This window comes from Paenibacillus sp. J22P169 (assembly GCF_059691995.1).
Genome location: NZ_JCAUAO010000001.1, coordinates 1,687,795 through 1,706,653, shown reverse-complemented (window position 1 = coordinate 1,706,653; position 18,859 = coordinate 1,687,795). Strand labels below are relative to the sequence as shown.

Sequence of the window (18,859 nt, the reverse complement as noted above, 5' to 3'; positions counted from 1 at the left end):
ACATGGAGTTTCTTGGGAAAAAACTGCGTCATGAGCTGAAATACTATATTCACCCGTATGAATACGTTACGCTGCGACAACGTCTTGCCGCCATGCTTCAATTGGACGGAAATTCCGATGACAAGGACGGATACGGTATTCGCAGCTTATATTTCGACGGTCCGCAGGATCATTCCCTTTATGATAAAGTGAATGGTATCTTCGGTCGGCAAAAATTCCGTATTCGTATTTATAATGGCAGCGACCGGACGATTAAGTTGGAACGAAAAAGCAAATATGGTGATTATGTGTGCAAAGAAGCTGCTCAGTTGAGTCGCGACGAATACGATCGGTTATTCAAGGGAGATTTCTCCTTCCTGTTAGAGCATAACCATCTGCTGTTAAAGGATTTCTACAAAGCGCTGCAGGGCGGGTACAAGCCGGCAGCCATTGTTGATTATATACGGGAGGCCTATGTGTATGAACTAGGTGATGTCCGTATCACATTCGATAAAATGTTGTCCTCAGGTATTAATTCACATGATTTGTTCGAACCCAATTTGGCTCTGACGGAAGCACTCGATTCAACCAAAACAATAATGGAGATCAAGTATAATGACTTTCTCCCAGAAGCGATTCGACTCATCGTCAGACCGGATTCACATAATCGTTCCAGTATTTCAAAGTATGTGATCTGCCGCGAGGTGGGCTATCGGCATTTTAGACCATAACTGTTCAAAGAGTAAGGGGAGACAAGATGGGAGATTCGCTCAATTTTCAAGATGTCGTCAAAAAAAGCATCCTTCATTTAGAAGCATTCCGTAATATTTCATATATCGATATACTCTTGGGACTTGCTGTCTCATTCGGAATCGGCATGTTCATTTACTATATTTATCGTAAAACATTTCGCGGCGTTGTTTATAGTTATAACTACAACGTTACTTTTGTACTGATGAGTATGATTACGACACTGATTATCATGACAATCAGCACAAACATTGTCCTATCACTTGGCATGGTCGGTGCGCTCAGCATTGTACGTTTCCGAACAGCGGTGAAAGATCCGCTGGATATCGTGTACATGTTCTGGGCGATTTCGGTGGGTATTGCGACTGGTGCAAAGCTTTACCCCGTCTCATTACTTGGTTCTCTTGCCATTGGGGCAGCTCTTTTATTTTTGTCTAGGCGTAAAATAAGAGAACAGCCCTACCTATTGATCATTCGTCATACGGACGATGCCATAGGTGAGCTGCGCATAAGGTTAAGACAAATGAACTATAGCGTGAAATCGAAAACGGTCCGCAAAAACTTCACAGAGCTGACCTTGGAGATGCGCCTTCGAGATGATAATACGGCTTTTGTAAATGAGTTTTCTCGCATCGAAGGCGTCCAGGATGTATCCCTTATCAATTATACAGGGGACTATGCTCAATAATGGTAACCATCTCTGGCATAAGCATCTTATTTGCTTATGATCTGAATGGTGCGAGTCGCATTCTCCCAAATGACGGTTGCTCCCAGCGCTTCTCCAACGAAGCGAAGGGGGACGAACGTACTTTCTTGATAAAGGATCGGTGCCGCATCAAGCTGAGTGTTCTTACCATTCAATTGAGCTATCTCGCTATTAAGCGTCAGCTTAACCGTCTGTTTTCCTTTCGTTGCGGTTACTGTCTGTGTCTCCGCATTCCAGTCAACTTTCGATTGCAAGGCTTCGAATATAGCGCGAAGCGGAACGAAGGTGAAGCCGTTCATAATTTGAGGTTCTTGTGTGAAAAAACGCTCTTTGCCATCGATGATGAGGCGAGGGGCGTTTGTTTTCTCTTGTATGGCAAAGATACCGAGATGAGGCGAAGAACACAAGGCATCACCTGCCGGCGAAGCTTTGCATGTTAGCTGGATGTCCTGATCTTGCAGAGTCAGCTTGTAGCGCAAATTCCCGTCATGGTCAAGTGAATACCAACCACCGCTGTTATCATGAAAATAGATATGGTCAGCTGCATCAAATTGAAGTGTACTTGGACGAAGCTGAATAGTGTCTGGAAAGGTATAGGTCCAACTAGCTTTCTGATCTTCGAGCAGGCTCAAACTGCTTTCCGTTACTTTCAACTTGGGTGAAATTGGCGTATTGACGGGCTCGGGGAGTTTAGCGCTGAGCTTGACTGGCAGCCGTTCACCGCTTGGAAGGACTGATTTCCACTGACCATTGGATTGATAATAGGCGGTGTTGTCGCCTGCAAAAAATAGTTGTTGAGGAGATGGCTCTTGCAATCTCCAAGCGATCTCAAATTGGTCAGCGCCATGAAAGATGGCATCGATAGGTTTCATATTTGGTGCCATTTGCGAATGAAATTGCACCACTTCGATATCTACACTTGGGGGGTCCGCAGGAGAATCAGCCCCAAGGAGGATAAAGACAGATAGGCATGTAATGATAGGAAATCGCCGCATATTCTCATCCTTTCGCTAGCGATCGTAGTCTGTTAGAAAGCAAGAAAACACTTCTCTCATCATAGCAAGCTTTCTAGTATAGTTAAATCATTTTTATAGGATTGCGCAGCAAAAAGCCGCTGGTGGGAACCAGCGGCTTTACTTTAAAGGATGAGAAAACCGGCAAATTAGAAACCTTCGCCACTGTCAAGATTAAACTGCCAGAGAATACCGAACTTGTCCTCAACTTGACCATACATTTTACTCCAATCAGTCGCTTGAAGCTCCATGCCGATTTTTCCGCCTTCTTTTAGCTTATGGAAAACATTTTGGATTTCTTCGGCGTTTGCACTAACGAAAGAAAGACTGATGTTGTTTCCTACAGTGTATGGCATACCAGGGAACACGTCGGAGAACATTAGCGTACTTCCGTTAATATCCAGACGCGTATGCATAACGCCATTTTTGGCTTCTTCAGGAAGCTTGTAATCAGGATGTTCTGGCATATCGCCAAATGTTATGATTTTTGGAGATGGCAGATTAAATGCTTCTGCATAGAAATTCACAACTTCGCGAGTGTTACCTTGGAAATTTAAATAAGCATTGATTGACATTACCATTCTCCTCTTAGTGTGAAATTGGACAATCCCCTATATTCTACCACTGGTCACTTTGAAAATCCACCAGCCCTACATGCTTAACAATAAGGTCTGGAGTTGATTTCGTCCTTCTGGCGTTAATGCGTGAAGGACCTGATCTGACGCTTGGCTCATCGCGGCGCGAGCTTTTGCAATCAAGGGAGGTGCTACTTCCGTTAACTGGAGGAAGGTTGCTCGACGGTCATCTGGATCCGTTGATCGGGTGAGAAGTGACTCTTGTTCAAGCGCATCAACGAATTGGGTGACAGTGCGTGCTTTGATGCCTAATTTGGACGCGAGATCTGACATCCGTATGCTTCCTTCTTCTTCAATCGCAATGAGTACCCGAACGCGTGGCCCCGTTAAATAAGCAGGGATCCCTAGCAGCGATAAGTGCTCCTCAAATTGTGTATGCAAACGATGGGTTGTACGTATTAAAAGTTGCAAGACGTCCCCTGCAGTTGGTGTGGATTGAGCACGGCTGGAATCCATTAAATCTGTCAGTTGATCTGGTGTATTGGATGGGGTTGGCTTAGGCTTCATAGTCCTCCTTGACAGTCGAGAAAGTGCTGAGTATACTCAGTATAAATCGAATTACTGAGTATACACATTAAATATATCATACATGAGCAGAAAAGAGGAGGGAACCCAAATGACTGAAAACAGTGATGTTAAAGTGGCCGCTAGACAAATGCAGGCTGTTCGTTATCATACCTTTGGTGAAGCCGAGGTTCTGCAAGTGGAGCAGATCCCCGTTCCGCAGCCACAAGCGGGAGAAGTACTTGTGCGCATTCATGCAGCTGGCGTTCTTCCTGTTGATTGGAAAATACGCAGGGGGTTGTTCCCGATGCCGATTCAATTTCCGCACATTCCGGGAACGGCTTTTTCAGGCATCGTAGAGGCTGTTGGAGAAGGGGTGTCCACTTGGCAGATTGGACAATCTGTTTTTGGGCGCAGTACGAAGGGAACTTACGCGGAGTATACGACAGCTTCTGAGGATGAGATTGCGCTTAAGCCAGCTTCGATTACTTACGAAGAAGCCGCATCGTTGTCCGGAGGAGCCACCACAGCGTGGCGTGCCATTGTCTCGGAAGGGCAAGTGAAGCCGAACGAGCGTGTACTGATTCACGGCGCCGCGGGAGGCGTTGGCTTGTTCGCAGTTCAATTCGCGAAATGGCGAGGAGCAGAGGTCATTGCAACAGCGGGGCCGGCGAATCGGGCCTATGTGGCCTCGTTAGGGGCAGACAAAGTAATTGATTATACGTCTGAACGTTTTGAAGAGATCGTGAACGATGTCGATTTCGTACTTGATACCGTAGGCGGAGAGACTCTGGCGCGTACATGGTCTGTCATGAAGCGAGGTGGACGATTGGCATCGATCGCAGGTCAACCGCCGATGGAGCAGGCGAAACAACATGGCATCACGTTGATTCGTCCAGGCATCGCTACGAAAGAGGATTTGGCTGCTATTGCTGAGCACATCGAAGAAGGGAAGCTTACCTTCCATATTGAACAATGCTTCGCCATGGGAGATGTTCGTCAAGCACATGAGAAGAGCCAGACTGGGCACGGACGCGGGCGGATTGTGCTTCGTATAATCGATTAAGAAGCATTGGCTGCAAGGAGAAACCTGTGTAGCATGGAGTTAGTCATTTCAGATACCACGGATGGACGACTGATTCCGTGCAATTGTCTGAGTTGGCCGAATTTGAGGCTGACCATGTGATTGTGAACGTCTGTAAGGATCCAACTTCGCAAGCGACTTGGGCAAATCAATCTAGTCATGTAGACTGGCGAGGTTTAAAGGCTGTGAAGAAAGGGCAGGTCCATCTGACACCTGGTTATGCGGGGTGGGAATCACCTTGGAATGAACATTTGGCTTTCAACCATGAACGATTTCTGCAACAATTTGCACAAATCATACATCCAGCAACGTAATCGTTGTTGGATTTTATTTTTGATTCTATTCGAATCCCTGAAATCATGATAGAATTACTGGAAATTGGAAGAGTCTGTGGGTGAATGTATGAAAAAATTGATTTTGATTGCGATCATTGCCAGTAGTTTTGTTACGCTGTCATTTTCTTTATACTATATGCTCAAGATTTATCAAAGCGATTTGAGTATGTCTAGTAGTGCAGGGGAACCCATGGTGCATGAGCATGAAGAACGCATCGTGATCATCTCACAAGAGCAGGGTAGCTTTATGATGAATGCCATTCAAAAAGGGGCACATGAGGCTGCTGAAGAACACCATATCAAAATCGATTTCTGGGGAGTCTACCGATCGAATTTGGAAGGATTAATTAAGCAGATTGATATTGCAATCGCTTCCAAGGCGAGTGGGATTGTCGTGGAAGGTGTGGATCATCCAGATTTTGATCTTATGGTGAAGAAAGCGACGGAGAAAGGGATTCCGATCATTACGATAAATTCCGACGCGCCAAGCAGTTTGCGCAAGTCGTATATTGGATCCGATCATTATCAAGAAGGGATTATTATGGGAGAGTACATCGCAACCCAACTGAATGGTAAAGGGGTAGTCGGTGTGATTAAGAACTTGTCATCGCCATCAACGGATGATCTCCGATTAAAAGGTCTGAACGAAGTATTTAAAAAATACGACGGTTTGAAGGTTGTTACTGCAGCGAATGATCCAGAAATGTCGCAACCGAAAATGCAAACGAACGATATTTTGAATCACTATCCAAATGTGACCGCTTTCATTGGTCTGTCGACAGAATCGGGAGAGAGTATCGTTCAAGCGGCGCATTCCCGCTCGCGAACCAAAGAATATCCGATTTTCCTATTCGATGACTCTCCGCAAACGGTGATGCTGATAAAGAATGGCCAGGTGAAAGCTGGGCTCTCACAGCATTATGAGGAAATGGGGATTTTGAGCGTCAATTTGATGAAACGTTGGTTAGATGCTACACAGCTGCCGCTCGAAAACAGCTACTTCACGCCAATCAGTGTGGTGACTTCATCTGGAGAAGAGGAGAAAGCCCTTGAAAACCATTCGAAGTAAAATGATGATGTTGTCGATCCTGATCTGGGTCATTATGGCGATTATTTGGCTCTCCATGAGCATTTATAATCAGCGAACAGTGGAGAAGTACAACGAGATTCTACAGCGTTACATGCAAATGAATCAAGCTTCGCAATTAAGCCAGCAATCCCTAACAACCTTGAATAAATACCGTATGGCTCCTACGTTGGAAAGCCTGAATCAATATGTAACGGATAACAGCAGCTTGTTGCGAACAAAATCCGAGATGAATTGGCTGCGAAATTCGAGTAACACGATGCTGCTCGACAATTTGCAGAACATGCTGGAAAGTCAATCGGAAGCGATGGATTTAGCTGTTCGTTTTCAGAAGGATAACGACGAAGAGAATGCGGCCAAGCAATTTGACGAGGCGTCCAACATTTCTAAATATATTTCAGAAACGACACTAACGTTAATAAGCGGTGAGCAGAACACGTATGATGCCTTTTACAGAAAAATTATTAAGCGTAGTGAAAATATAAAGAAAATGGGTCTCTGGACTTTGGCGCTGGTTTCCTTGCTGTTGCTGCTCTTTTCGTATCGATTTGTCGATAGTGTCACACAGCCCTTGTTGAAATTAACACTGTCAGCGCGTGAATTGTCTCGGGGGAATTTCAAAAATCCGATTGATTTGGGCAATAACGATGAAATGGCCTTCTTGGCCAAAACGTTGGACAGTATGAGACTGAAAATCGGTCATTTTATCGATGATATTCAGAGTAAGGCACAATTGGAATACGATCTTCATCGACATAAGCTTATGTTGAAGGAAAGTGAGTTGAAGAGTTTACAAAGTCAAATCAATCCTCATTTTCTTTTTAATACGTTAAATATGCTGTCTAAGGAGGCTTATTTGGCTGGTGCGGGTAAAACAAGCGAATTAATTAGCTCTGTCGCCGGTATGCTTAGATATAATCTCCGTAAGCTGGATAGCCGTGTGTCATTAAAGGATGAGCTCGAGGTGCTAGAGGAGTATTTAACGATTCAAAAGGCTCGCTTCGGCGATCGTTTGCGTGTCGTGCGCGAAATTGATGAGGAGGCACTGGGAATTGAGCTTCCTATTCTTATTTTGCAACCGCTTGCAGAGAATGCGTTTATTTATGCGATTGAACCGGCTGAAGAGGGTGGCACGTTAACCATTCGCGTAAAGCAGGAAGAGAAACACATCCTTGTTCAGGTACAGGATACAGGACAAGGCATGGATGAAGAGCAGTTAAATAGATTGTTGTCACATACTGAAAATTCCGTATATAAAGGCCATTCTACAGGGATAGGCATATGGAATGTGATTCATCGCTTACAGCTGTTTTATGGGGTTGAAGAGATCATAGAGATAGAATCCCATCTAGGAGCTGGCACTTGTATTACATTGAAGCTGCCGAGGGGGCAAGTGGTATGATTCGTTTGTTGATCGTGGATGATGAACCAATTGAGCGGGTTGCGCTGCAAAGAATTATAGAAGAGGGCTCTCCAGACGTGGAGGTCGTGGGACAGGCAGCGAATGGCAGGGAAGCCATTGAAGCCGCAGAGCGCTTACAACCAGATCTCATTACGATGGATATTAAAATGCCAGGCATTAATGGACTTCAAGCCATAGAGAAGATTAGGGAGACTAACAAAACGGTCAAGTTTATTGTAGTCACCGCGTTTGATACGTTTGAATTTGCCCAACAGGCGATTAAATTAGGCGTGTTTGACTACATGCTGAAACCAAGCCGAATCTCTGTTGTCCTGGAGACGATTGGCCGAGTAGCCAATGAGATCATAATGTTGCAGCGTGAGTTAGCGAGTAGAAACTTAGAGCAAGCACGGTTGCTTAAGATGACCCCACTGGTGGAAGCAGATATCGTAGAGCAGTTATTATTTGATTATGTGCAATCTGCTTCACTTATTGAAATGATCGACCTAGTCGGGCTACCTACGGGGCGAGACGGCTTCGTGATGACCTTGCAATTCTCGCTAGTATCTGAGGAAACTGCGCAAATGCGTGAATTGGATATGGTATATATGCAATTAAACGAGCAGCTTCCCGAGGTCTCAAATCCGATCTGGCTAGGGAAAATGTCAGGCAATCAAGTTCCTGTTATTGTATTTATGGACGGCGAATTCTCGTATCGGGCACAGGCCATTAACGTCGCTAAAAAATGGATCCAAGCATTGGATATGAAGAGCGGTTTTCGTCTTTTTATCGGAATTGGTGGCGTATGCAAGGACATACGGGATATGCGCAAATCCTATCATGAGGCTTTATTGGCTTCTATGGATGCGACGCTGCCAGCACGTTATTGTTTGTATGAGAATCTAACGCAGGAAGATATCCAGGCGATTGGTACCCGTACTCTTGAGATGGAGAAAACCGTGCTCGAAGAGATGAGACGCGGCAATTTAGAAGCAGCAGGAGATCAGATTGCTAGAATGATTGATGTTTTTGAAGGTATCGGGCAAGGCGTGGGAATGTCGCAGCAACGAATATTTGAAGTGTTAATCATTGTGACGCGAGTGTTGCAGGAAATGGGGATGGAGGTCAATACGCCTTATTTTCCCTATTCAACAACAAGCTATTTGCAACTAAAAGCGGAATCCCGATTGTTGATTCATAATTTAGTTCAGGTTGGAGAAGTTGTCGAGACAGATTTACTCCAAACGATGAAGCTGTATATCCAGAAGCATGCACATGAAGACTTGTCCTTGGAACGGATTGCTGCCACCGTGGATCGGAATCCGTTCTATGTTAGCAAGCTATTTAAGGAGCATTTTGGCATGAATTATATTGACTTTCTAACGGAATATCGGATTGAAATGGCCAAACAATTCATGCAGGAAACGGATAAAAGTCTCAAAGAAATCACCTTTGAAGTGGGTTATAATGATCCGAATTATTTCAGCCGAGTGTTTAAAAAATTAGTTGGGCATTCGCCGACGGATTATCGGAAAATGCTGATTCGACCGACGAACAAAAAGCACAGCTAAGACTATGCACTCGACGCGAGGTTATTACGACAACTTAAACTTAAAGGAGGGGTTTGCGCTGAAAAATGTCATAAAGAAGAGCGGAATGGTTGGCATAACCGCCATCATGGCCGTGGGGCTAACGGCTTGCTCGTTCATCGGAGCTAGTAGTCCACCAACGGATAAAGCTAGCCCGCAAATCGATAGTAAGCCAAGCCCCAATCGGATCGTCCAGACGGATCAGAAAGTGGTCGTTGGTCTATCGATCGATACGTTGCTGGAAGAACGATGGCAAAAGGATCGTGATCTGTTCAAAGCTGCCGTAGAGAAGCTCGGTGCTCTTATCGAGGTTCAAGCCGCTAACGGTGACGATGCTTTGCAGCTTGCTCAAGCTGAGAATTTGATATCCCGTGGTGTTGATGTCCTTGTTATTGTCCCGCACAACGCAGAAGTGTCGGCAGCGATCGTTGAGAAAGCACACAAGTCGGGCATCAAGGTCATCTCCTATGACCGATTAATCGTCAATTCGGATGTTGATTTATATATATCCTTCGATAATGAGAAAGCTGGCGAGTTACAGGCAAAGGCAATTGTTAAAAAGGCTCCAAAGGGGAACTATGTTCTCATTGAAGGTGCGGATACGGACAATAATGCGCATATGTTCAAAAAAGGTCAGATGAACATTCTGAAGCCGCTCGTCGAGAAGGGAGATATTAACATCGTTTTTGATCAAGCGACGAAAGAATGGAAGCCTGCGAATGCTTTGGCGAACATGGAGCGGGCTTTGCTAGCTAATCAGAATAAAGTGGATGCGGTTGTTGCCGCGAATGACGCCACAGCAGGCGGTGTTATCCAGGCGTTATCAGCACAGAAGATGGCAGGTCTTATTCCCGTGTCGGGACAAGACGCTGAGCTGGCAGCTGCGCAGCGAATCGTCGAAGGTACGCAAACAATGACCGTCTATAAGCCCATTAAGAAGCTTGCTGAAACCGCAGCTGAGCTTGCTGTGAAGATGGCGAAGGGTGAAAACGTCCATGCGGATAAAAAAGTAAACAATAAGAAAATTGACGTCCCGTCCATTTTGCTCGACCCCATTGCTGTTGATCAATCGAATATGGATGCCACGATTATTGCAGATGGCTTCCACCTGAGAGAAGACGTTTATAAAAATGTGAATCATGGGCAAATGACAAAATAGTATAGCAAGGTTAAAAAAAGTGCTAATATAAAGCGGTTACATTGGAAAATCCCGGTGATATACTCAGTTTGTAGTTGGCGCACAGCCAAAACAAATGAGAGGGGTATTACAAATGAAACGAAGTGTGAAAGCGATTTCTCTTATGTTAGTGGTTATGTTTCTAGCCGTGATGGTTGCAGCATGTGGGAACTCCAGTTCGAAAGTCAGTGTTGGGATTGTATTGCCTACCAAAGACGAGCCAAGATGGGTTCAAGATGAGCAACGCTTCAAAGACGCATTGAAAGGTTCGAAATATACAACTGAAATCTTATTCAGCCAAGGTTCCTCAGCGAAAGAAAAGGAAAACGTTGATGCTTTGATCGCAAAAGGAATCAAAGTATTGATCATTTGTCCACAAGACGGTGATGCTGCAGCTGCTGCAGTGGAATCCGCTAAAAAAGCCGGTATCCAAGTCATTTCCTATGATCGCTTGATTACAAAAACAGACGCTGTTAACTACTACGTAACTTTCGACAGTATTGCTGTAGGTAAAGCACAAGCGCAATACCTTGTTGATAAAGCGAAACCAGGTCAACCCCTGTATCTGTATGCAGGTGCTGCATCTGACAATAATGCTTTCTTGTTCTTCGAAGGTGCATGGCAAGTTCTTCAACCGAAAATTGCGGATGGCACATTCAAAATTGCTAACTCCAGTGAAGCTGTCGCTTTGAAAGGTACTGCTAAATTAACTCGTGAACAAATGAGTAAAATTATTGGTCAAGTGACGACGAACTGGGATGCAAACGAAGCGAAGAACAAAGCTCAAACACATTTGACAGCGGCTGCAGCAGACATGAAGGGCGATGTTGCCATTCTAGCTCCAAATGATGGAACAGCTCGCTCCATCGCGGATGTATTTGCTTCAGATAAAGCTGTAACGAAGTTCCTAGTTACGGGTCAAGACGCAGAGAAAGCTTCCATTCAATACGTGATCGACGGAAAACAATCCATGACCGTGTTCAAAGATGTTCGTACACTTGTTAAAGATGCGATGGGAATGGCTGTTGCAATCCTGGATGGCAAAACACCTGAAACTACAGGATCTTATAACAATGGCAAAATTGACGTCAAAGCAAAACAAACGAATGTTATCGTTGTTGATAAAGCGAACGTAAAATCAGCACTCGTTGATTCGGCCTACTACCAAGCATCCGATTTCAAAGGCTTGTAAGTGTAAGATCACATAGCTTGGACGGAATAGTGATAGATACGTCTATCACTATTCCTCTATTCCAAGAGTCGTTCGGCTAAGGAGCGCTTGATAATGAGTAAATATATATTAGAGATGAACAACATTTCCAAGGAATTCACGGGTGTGAAGGCACTTGCGAACGTTAATTTTAAAGTAAATACGGGCGAAATTCATTGCTTGGTAGGTGAAAATGGCGCAGGCAAATCGACCTTAATGAAGGTGCTTAGCGGTGTTTACCCTCATGGCACTTACACGGGAGATATTGTTTTTGAGGGCAAGGTTCAGCAATTCTCGAAAATCAGCGACAGTGTGAAGACGGGTATCGCTATTATTTATCAAGAGTTAGCGCTATTCCCGGACCTTACGGTGTATGAGAACATTTATGCAGGCAACGAAGTGAGAAAAGGTATGATGGTTGATTGGAATCAGACGATTCGTCAAGCCAAACAGATGCTTCAGAAAGTGAAGCTGGATGTGAACCCAGAAGTTCTCGTGAAGGATTTGGGCGTTGGGAAGCAACAGCTCGTTGAAATCGCCAAAGCGTTAAGCAAGGATGTGAAGCTGCTCATTCTCGATGAACCGACAGCTGCGCTCAATGAGAAAGAAAGCGAGAACTTGCTTGAGCTGCTGCGAGAGCTGAAAAAGCAAGGCATTACGAGCATTATGATTTCGCATAAGCTCAAAGAAGTGACGGCGATTGCCGATCATATCACTGTTTTACGAGATGGTAGAACGATTTGTACATTGGACGCTGCAAAAGGTGAGATTTCGGAAAGTGTCATCATCAAAAACATGGTAGGTCGTGAGATCGATGATATTTACCCGAAAAGAATGACGAAGTCGATCGGTACGAACATTCTCGAGATCCAAAACTGGACGGCGTATGATCCGCAGTTGGGTCGTGACGTTGTGAAAGATGTGAATTTGCATATTAAAAAGGGTGAAATTGTCGGTATTGCTGGTTTGATGGGTTCAGGTCGAACGGAGCTGGCGCAAAGTATTTTTGGCAATCCGAAAGCGTATAAGCTCCGCGGAGATCTTCTTATGGAAGGTGTTAAACAGACATTTCACCATCCAAAGGATGCCATCCAAGCAGGCATTGCGTATGTAACGGAGGATCGCAAAGGGGACGGACTATTCCTCATTCAAGATATTAAGCAAAACATTTCCGTTGCCAACTTGGATGAGATCTCTGAGAATGGCATCATCAACAATAACGAAGAAGTAAAGATTTCCAATCATTATAAGCAGTCAATGAACATTAAGGCGCCTTCCGTTGAACAAATTGTTGGTAATTTGAGCGGGGGAAATCAACAGAAAGTATCAATTGGCAAATGGTTATTTGTGAATCCGAAACTGCTCATTTTAGATGAACCTACACGCGGCATTGATGTCGGGGCCAAATACGAAATTTATACGATTATGAACAAGCTGATCAGCGGAGGAATGAGCATTATTATGATCTCGTCGGAGCTTAGTGAAGTCTTGGGGATGAGTGATCGTGTATATGTCATGGCTGAAGGTAAAATAAAAGGCGAGCTATCCATCGAGGATGCGGATCAAGAAATGATTATGAAGCTTGCGACGCAATAGGAGGAAGACCAGTGCAATTTTATAGTGAAGCCAAATCGCTAATCAAAGTGAATATTCGAGAATACGGGATGTATATTGCCCTATTCATCATCATGCTGACGTTCTCCATCATGACGGATGGATTGTTCATGTCATCACGAAATATAAGTAATCTGATTGATGCTACAGGCTATATAGCGGTTCTAGCCGTTGGGATGACACTTGTCATTGTAATCCGACATATTGATTTATCCGTTGGATTTGCCGCAGGTTTCCTAGGTGCTATTGCTGCCGTGCTCCTTTCACAAGCAGGAGTTCCCTTCTATATTACGATTCCAATTATTCTAGTACTCGGAATTATCGTTGGGTTATTTAATGGATTGTTGGTTGCACAATTCGGTATTCCGTCCTTTGTTGCCTCACTTGCAGGGATGCTAATTTTCAGAGGAGCGCTGCTGCGTGTAACCGAGAAAACGGGTACGATTATTATTAAAGATGAGAACTTCAATGCCATTGGGAACGGCTTTATCCCCGCCATTACGAAGGTAGGTGGATTGAATCTCCTCTCCTTGATTTTAGGCGCTGTCATGATCATTCTTTACATTTACAGTGAATTTTCAAAGCGAAATAACAAGCTGAAGTATAATTTCGAAGTGGTTTCTGCCAATATTTTCACCGTGAAAGTCATTTTCGTTTCGGCGATCATCGCGTATATTACATGGATTCTAGCCGGGTATAACGGCTTTTCCTGGACGGTCATCGTGGTCATGATTGTGGTTGCTGTGTATCACTTTTTGACAACCTCAACGGTGTTAGGCAGACATATTTATGCAGTTGGCAGCAATCCAGAGGCAGCAAATTTGAGCGGGATTAGTGTGAAAAAGATCACTTATATTGTTTTTGGATCAATGGGCATGCTATCCGCTCTATCTGGTATTCTCTTCACGGCACGATTGCAATCCGCAACGACGACAGCGGGAACATTATTCGAGCTTGATGCGATAGCAGCGGCCTATGTTGGTGGCGTTTCTGCAGCAGGCGGTGTTGGAAAGGTAACAGGTTCCATTATCGGAGCGATTGTTATGGCTTCCTTATCGAGTGGGATGAATCTCATGGGGATTGGCATTTCGTATCAATACATGATTCGTGGTGCGGTACTGGCCATTGCCGTTATTTTCGATGTCGTTACGAGGAAGAAGAGAGCTTAATGCATGGTGGCGGAGAGGAGGGACATGATATGGCTATTTACACGCCCAAAGGGCTCAAAATAAGTCTGGATGTTCCAACAAGCTTTGGTCTTATGGCAAGATTGTATCCGGAAATTAAACCGAAAAGCATTCTAAAAACCACAGAGTCTATTAGTGTAATGACCTCATCATTAGGTTTTGTCACAGGTAACGTGTGCTTTGCGCTGCAATTAAGCCCTTCGAATATTGCCATTTGTACATTGTTTGCAATGACCATTGGCATCCTCTTAACGAATAAGGGAATCGTATGGTTTCCATTCATTCAGCTTGGAGCGCTATTTTCCCGTATTTATGGTCTCTTCCTCCCCACGATGATTGCAGCTGCGATTGGACTCGTAACGACAGGATGGGCAGGAGTCGCTTCTTACCTGATATCTCGATTTGTAGCAGCAGGAATTGCTATAATTGTTGGTATGGGATTTGCGCAACACTCTGCTATCTATAAAGGAAGTGCAATTAGTACTGCGGAAAGAAATTTTTTCAATGCCTATCGCTATCACGCTTTTCAACTTGGCAAATCCATGAGTTTGGAGTTGTCCTTTCAAGAACTGGAGGAAGCCTACTGGCGAGAGACGTATAAGGATTACTTGCAAAATGATGATTCAAAAGAGATGCTGCGTTTACGCTCATAGGATCTAAAAGCAAGAAGCGATGTTCCGTAAATGGGGCTTCGCTTTTTTTGTTATAAATGGAAGCTAGCGCTATAATGAAGGCATTCAATGGAAAGCGGGGATTTTCTTGAACGAGAAAGATTGTATCATGCTGCAGTATTTGGCTGAAGAACAAAGTTTGACGAAGGCTGCAGAAAGGCTCTATATTACGCAACCTGCGCTAACCTACAGGATCCAACAGATGGAGAAAGAATACGGTGTTCCCATTATTGCTAAATCTAGCAAGGGGGCTCGTCTCACGCCAGAAGGAAACTATTTGGTGGATTTCGCGAGAAAGACGCTTCTAGATTTAAATAAATTGAAGGATTACATTACGGGAATGCGAAATGAGCTGAAAGGCACGCTTCGATTAGGTGTTGCCAGTTATTTTGGTCTGTACAAGCTCCCTCCCTTACTCAAAAAATTTAAGGACGATTACCCGGACATACAAATCCATGTCACATCCGCGTTAAGTCCTGAGATTCTGGATTTGCTTCATCAAGAAGCGATCCATGTGGGCATCATCCGGGGAGAATATCCCTGGTTTGATGCGAAGAGTCTTCTGCACGATGAGCATATTTACATCATTTCCAAAGAAGAAATAGATGTGGAGCGACTTCCGGAGTTGCCGCATATTCTCTATCATGAGCCAAGGAATCATGCGATGAGTCAGACGCATTCACCTTTCAGTGAAACGATTCAGGCGTGGTGGCATGAATGGTACGATTCGCCGCCCACAGTGACAATGCGAGTAGACACATACGAAACCTGCAAAGAAATGGTCAAGCAGGGACTTGGATACTCGATCGTGCCTGGTGTTTTTGTTTCACCACAAGATGAACTGCATTCAATTTCTTTGGTTCGAAAAAGTGGCGAGCCCATCAAGCGGAATACGTGGATGTTATACAGGGAAACCTCTTTAGACCTTGCGATCGTTGATCGTTATGTGCAATTTATGAAAAACCAGCATATGTGAGTTAAAAATCTTTTGATTACACCGCTTATTGGCGGTGTCTTTTTCATTTCATTGCGTAAAGCCATAAAATATTTTATGGGTTCCACACAAAAACTATTGATTGTACAACTCTGCAACAGGTCGATAAAATATTCATAAAGTTACATAAATATTCACTAATTCCTTTGAAATAGAAATAACAAACAACGATGAGAGAATGACTGGAGGAGAGTTATTTGAGTGAATTTTTAAGTCCTACGAAGAGATTAATCGAACAAGCCGTGGATAGCCGTGATGAACAATTACGTCGTATTGCGATGCATATCCATGCAAATCCGGAGCTCAGCTTCCATGAGCATCAAGCGCAAGGTTGGTTGACTGAGCCTTTAATTGAAGCGGGATTCACCGTTGAGCAAGGGATTGCCGGGCTTCCAACTTCATTCCGGGCAACGTGGGAAGGACAGGCAGGTGGACCTACGATCGCATTATTAGCCGAGTATGATGCACTTCCCGTCATCGGGCATGCCTGTGGTCATAATCTAATTGGCACGGCTGCCGTGGGAGCTGCGCTCGCCTTAAAGGATGCCTACCCGGAACTGCCTGGCAAAATCGTTGTGTTAGGAACGCCTGCTGAGGAAGAAGGCGGAGGCAAAATCATCATGTGTGAGGATGGTGTCTTTGATGACATCGACGCCGTTATGATGTGCCATCCGCAGAACAAAACGATGGTTTTAAGAGGTGCACTTGCTTGTGTTGATGCAACGTTTACGTTTCACGGTAAGCAAGCTCATGCTTCATCTGCGCCTGAGAGAGGCATAAGTGCGCTTGATGCGCTTATTAATGCCTTTGTAGCAATCAATTCGATACGGCAATTTGTGAAAGAGGATGTAAGGATTCACGGGATCATTACAAAAGGCGGGGATGCGCCTAATGTCGTTCCCGAGCTGTGCGAGGCGGTATTTATTCTGAGAGCTGCTACGGTAGAGGAACTTGCGGGTGTGCGAGAAAAGGTATACCGGGCCGTTCGATCAGCAGCTGAGGGTGTAGGCGCGACTGTTGAGATTGCAGAAGGTCTCATTTATGCGGAGCGGAACAATAATAAAGCGCTAGCTCAGCTTTTTCAACGTAATTTAGAGGAAATGGGCGTTGAAGTGTCTGAACCGCCTCTAAAAGGAGGAGTTGGCTCCTCCGACATTGGCAACGTCAGCCAAGTAACAGCAGCCATTCACCCTTATATCCGTCTTGGAGATGCAACAACACATACACCCGAATTTGCTGAATTGGCTGGTTCAGAAGCAGGCATGATTGAACTGAACCTAGCGGCGAAGGCACTTGCCATGACTGCTTATGAATTATGTGTCGATAAAGCAGCGTTTGAGCGCGTTCGCAGTGAATTTACACAGTGGAAAAGCAATAGAGATGGAGGCAATGGACATGGATAGCACAGTAAAAACGAATTCATCATCCAAAAAGGGCTTGCGCCATTATTTCAAAATGCCGCATACATTCGTCATTCTTATTATTCTGGTATTCGTAGCTGCTGCGTTAACCTATACCATACCTTCAGGGAAATTTGAACGCGTGAAAGACAGTGTGACCGGAAAGTCACTTCTTGTGCCTGGTTCTTATCATGAGGTAGCTTCAAACCCTGTTAGTTTCATTGAAATACCGAAAGCAATTGTACATGGGCTGGTTGCGTCCGCAGATGTCGTCTTCTTTATTTTCATCATCGGCGGAGCTTTTCAAATTATAACTTCTACTGGCACAATTGAAGCTGTCACGTCCAGAGTGGCAAAGACGTTTGCCAATAAAGGCAGATGGGTCATTCCAATCTTCCTGATGTTATTCTCCGTTGGTGGTTTTACGATGGGGATGTCTACGGAAGTGATGGTGTTTGTACCGATCGGGATTGCGATCGCACGGGCCCTTGGGTTTGATGCTCTGACAGGTACAGCTATGATTTCATTAGGTGCTTCTTGCGGCTTCACGGCAGGGATTCTGAATCCCTTTAATGTAGGATTGGCGCAAGCCATTGCGCAAGTACCGATGTTTTCAGGCGCATGGCTGCGGGTTATACTATTGGTTTGCTTAATTACAGTGACGAGCTTGTATTTGATTCGTTACGCAGGCAAAGTTAGAAAGGACCCATCGAAAGGGATTGTGTATGATCTTGAACAATCAGCGGCAGGTGAAAAAGTCGATTTATCTAAGTTGCCGACGATGCAACTTAAGCACTATTTGACCATTGCTGCGGTTATTATAGGGTTTGGCCTCGTCATTTGGGGAGTTTCCAAAAAAGGCTGGTGGATGGAGGAGCTGGGTGCGCTATTCTTGACAATGGGTATCGTTTCCGGGTTCTGCTCTGGCTACGGACCAAGCCGGATCGCCAGCGAGTTTGTCAAAGGGGCAAGTGCAATCACCTATGGCGCATTTATTATCGGGATTGCCAGAGGCATCATGGTCGTGCTTGAGCAAGGAAATGTCATCGACAGCATTGTGAGTGGGTTATCCATTCTCGTTGGAGATTTGCCTGCTTCCATTCAAGTGCTGGGTATGTACGCATTTCAAAACGTGATGAACGTGTTCATCACTTCAGGAACAGGAATGGCTGTCACCACCATGCCGATTATGTCCCCTTTATCCGATTTGCTTGGAATCACCAGACAAACTTCAGTTCTTGCTTTCCAATTAGGAGATGGCATTTCGAATATGATTCTCCCGACTTCATCTGCTTTAATGGGTAGTTTGGCTGTATCAGGGATATCGTATCAGAAATGGGTGCGTTTCTTCTGGCCACTCATGTGTATGTGGTTAATTATTGGAGCGGTATTTATTATTGTAGCTAATATCATCAACTATACGTAAAATGATAGAGAACAAGGTTGTGCTCGTTTAACGTGCGCAGCCTTTTTTTGAACCCAATTGTTCGAATAGGTCACTCTACTTAAGAGGAGAATATAA

At 44.6% G+C, this 18,859-nt stretch carries 18 protein-coding genes; 15 read left to right on the top strand and 3 right to left on the bottom strand.

What is annotated here, in order from left to right:
* Positions 1–2: 2 nt before the first annotated feature.
* Both AC58QG_RS08055 and AC58QG_RS08050 read left to right on the top strand, forming a co-directional pair.
* Positions 3–710 (top strand): polyphosphate polymerase domain-containing protein, encoded by a 708-nt coding sequence (locus AC58QG_RS08055; protein ID WP_497361564.1) that lies wholly within the window; start codon positions 3–5, stop codon positions 708–710.
* 26 nt (positions 711–736) lie between these two features.
* Positions 737–1,417, top strand: coding sequence for a DUF4956 domain-containing protein (locus AC58QG_RS08050; protein ID WP_497361563.1), 681 nt, complete (start codon positions 737–739; stop codon positions 1,415–1,417).
* Between the two features lie 26 nt (positions 1,418–1,443).
* On the opposite strand, the gene AC58QG_RS08045 is transcribed toward AC58QG_RS08050, so the two are convergent.
* The 3 genes from AC58QG_RS08045 to AC58QG_RS08035 all read right to left on the bottom strand — a co-directional run bounded on the left by AC58QG_RS08045 (position 1,444) and on the right by AC58QG_RS08035 (position 3,590).
* A complete protein-coding gene (locus AC58QG_RS08045) occupies positions 1,444–2,430 on the bottom strand; it encodes a copper amine oxidase N-terminal domain-containing protein (protein WP_497361562.1) in 987 nt (328 codons plus the stop codon).
* A gap of 167 nt (positions 2,431–2,597) precedes the next feature.
* Positions 2,598–3,023: a VOC family protein gene (locus AC58QG_RS08040; RefSeq protein WP_497361561.1), complete on the bottom strand. Its 426-nt coding sequence runs from the start codon at positions 3,021–3,023 to the stop codon at positions 2,598–2,600.
* A gap of 75 nt (positions 3,024–3,098) precedes the next feature.
* Positions 3,099–3,590 (bottom strand): MarR family winged helix-turn-helix transcriptional regulator, encoded by a 492-nt coding sequence (locus AC58QG_RS08035; RefSeq protein WP_497361560.1) that lies wholly within the window; start codon positions 3,588–3,590, stop codon positions 3,099–3,101.
* A 109-nt stretch (positions 3,591–3,699) separates the two neighbouring features.
* Here AC58QG_RS08035 and AC58QG_RS08030 point away from each other — a divergent pair, with 109 nt between their 5' ends.
* The 13 genes from AC58QG_RS08030 (at position 3,700) to AC58QG_RS07970 (ending at position 18,763) form a co-directional block, all read left to right on the top strand.
* The gene (locus tag AC58QG_RS08030) at positions 3,700–4,653 is read left to right on the top strand and encodes an NADP-dependent oxidoreductase (RefSeq protein ID WP_497361559.1); all 954 of its coding nucleotides are present in this window, start codon (positions 3,700–3,702) and stop codon (positions 4,651–4,653) included.
* A 77-nt stretch (positions 4,654–4,730) separates the two neighbouring features.
* The gene (locus tag AC58QG_RS08025) at positions 4,731–4,985 is read left to right on the top strand and encodes a hypothetical protein (RefSeq protein WP_497361558.1); all 255 of its coding nucleotides are present in this window, start codon (positions 4,731–4,733) and stop codon (positions 4,983–4,985) included.
* 88 nt (positions 4,986–5,073) lie between these two features.
* On the top strand, positions 5,074–6,075 hold the full coding sequence (locus AC58QG_RS08020; RefSeq protein ID WP_497361557.1) for a sugar ABC transporter substrate-binding protein: 1,002 nt from the start codon (positions 5,074–5,076) through the stop codon (positions 6,073–6,075).
* Complete coding sequence (locus tag AC58QG_RS08015; RefSeq protein WP_497361556.1) at positions 6,056–7,495, top strand: sensor histidine kinase; 1,440 nt, start codon at positions 6,056–6,058, stop codon at positions 7,493–7,495. Before AC58QG_RS08020 ends, AC58QG_RS08015 begins: the two co-directional genes overlap by 20 nt.
* A complete protein-coding gene (locus AC58QG_RS08010) occupies positions 7,456–9,066 on the top strand; it encodes a response regulator (RefSeq protein ID WP_497361555.1) in 1,611 nt (536 codons plus the stop codon). The genes AC58QG_RS08015 and AC58QG_RS08010 overlap by 40 nt, the downstream gene beginning before the upstream one ends.
* A 4-nt stretch (positions 9,067–9,070) precedes the next feature.
* The gene (gene xylF, locus AC58QG_RS08005) at positions 9,071–10,243 is read left to right on the top strand and encodes a D-xylose ABC transporter substrate-binding protein (protein WP_497361554.1); all 1,173 of its coding nucleotides are present in this window, start codon (positions 9,071–9,073) and stop codon (positions 10,241–10,243) included.
* Positions 10,244–10,355: 112 nt separating this feature from the next.
* Entirely contained in the window at positions 10,356–11,453 is a 1,098-nt protein-coding gene (locus AC58QG_RS08000; protein WP_497361553.1) for a sugar ABC transporter substrate-binding protein, read from the top strand.
* Positions 11,454–11,546: 93 nt separating this feature from the next.
* Complete coding sequence (locus tag AC58QG_RS07995; RefSeq protein ID WP_497361552.1) at positions 11,547–13,067, top strand: ATP-binding cassette domain-containing protein; 1,521 nt, start codon at positions 11,547–11,549, stop codon at positions 13,065–13,067.
* A gap of 11 nt (positions 13,068–13,078) precedes the next feature.
* A complete protein-coding gene (locus AC58QG_RS07990) occupies positions 13,079–14,254 on the top strand; it encodes a sugar ABC transporter permease (RefSeq protein WP_497361551.1) in 1,176 nt (391 codons plus the stop codon).
* Between the two features lie 29 nt (positions 14,255–14,283).
* Positions 14,284–14,925 (top strand): hypothetical protein, encoded by a 642-nt coding sequence (locus AC58QG_RS07985; protein WP_497361550.1) that lies wholly within the window; start codon positions 14,284–14,286, stop codon positions 14,923–14,925.
* A gap of 106 nt (positions 14,926–15,031) precedes the next feature.
* The gene (locus AC58QG_RS07980) at positions 15,032–15,919 is read left to right on the top strand and encodes a LysR family transcriptional regulator (protein WP_497361549.1); all 888 of its coding nucleotides are present in this window, start codon (positions 15,032–15,034) and stop codon (positions 15,917–15,919) included.
* A 215-nt stretch (positions 15,920–16,134) separates the two neighbouring features.
* Positions 16,135–17,340 (top strand): M20 family metallopeptidase, encoded by a 1,206-nt coding sequence (locus tag AC58QG_RS07975; RefSeq protein WP_497361548.1) that lies wholly within the window; start codon positions 16,135–16,137, stop codon positions 17,338–17,340.
* Complete coding sequence (locus tag AC58QG_RS07970; protein WP_497361547.1) at positions 17,333–18,763, top strand: YfcC family protein; 1,431 nt, start codon at positions 17,333–17,335, stop codon at positions 18,761–18,763. Before AC58QG_RS07975 ends, AC58QG_RS07970 begins: the two co-directional genes overlap by 8 nt.
* Positions 18,764–18,859: the final 96 nt, after the last annotated feature.

Excerpts from the sequence above, each read along its gene's own strand:
- AC58QG_RS08055 (WP_497361564.1), top strand. The coding sequence starts at position 3 with ATGGAGTTTCTTGGGAAAAAACTGCGTCATGAGCTGAAATACTATATT.
- AC58QG_RS08050 (WP_497361563.1), top strand. The coding sequence starts at position 737 with ATGGGAGATTCGCTCAATTTTCAAGATGTCGTCAAAAAAAGCATCCTT.
- AC58QG_RS08045 (WP_497361562.1), bottom strand. The coding sequence starts at position 2,430 with ATGCGGCGATTTCCTATCATTACATGCCTATCTGTCTTTATCCTCCTT.
- AC58QG_RS08040 (WP_497361561.1), bottom strand. The coding sequence starts at position 3,023 with ATGTCAATCAATGCTTATTTAAATTTCCAAGGTAACACTCGCGAAGTT.
- AC58QG_RS08035 (WP_497361560.1), bottom strand. The coding sequence starts at position 3,590 with ATGAAGCCTAAGCCAACCCCATCCAATACACCAGATCAACTGACAGAT.
- AC58QG_RS08030 (WP_497361559.1), top strand. The coding sequence starts at position 3,700 with ATGACTGAAAACAGTGATGTTAAAGTGGCCGCTAGACAAATGCAGGCT.
- AC58QG_RS08020 (WP_497361557.1), top strand. The coding sequence starts at position 5,074 with ATGAAAAAATTGATTTTGATTGCGATCATTGCCAGTAGTTTTGTTACG.
- xylF (WP_497361554.1), top strand. The coding sequence starts at position 9,071 with ATGCACTCGACGCGAGGTTATTACGACAACTTAAACTTAAAGGAGGGG.
- AC58QG_RS08000 (WP_497361553.1), top strand. The coding sequence starts at position 10,356 with ATGAAACGAAGTGTGAAAGCGATTTCTCTTATGTTAGTGGTTATGTTT.
- AC58QG_RS07995 (WP_497361552.1), top strand. The coding sequence starts at position 11,547 with ATGAGTAAATATATATTAGAGATGAACAACATTTCCAAGGAATTCACG.
- AC58QG_RS07985 (WP_497361550.1), top strand. The coding sequence starts at position 14,284 with ATGGCTATTTACACGCCCAAAGGGCTCAAAATAAGTCTGGATGTTCCA.
- AC58QG_RS07970 (WP_497361547.1), top strand. The coding sequence starts at position 17,333 with ATGGATAGCACAGTAAAAACGAATTCATCATCCAAAAAGGGCTTGCGC.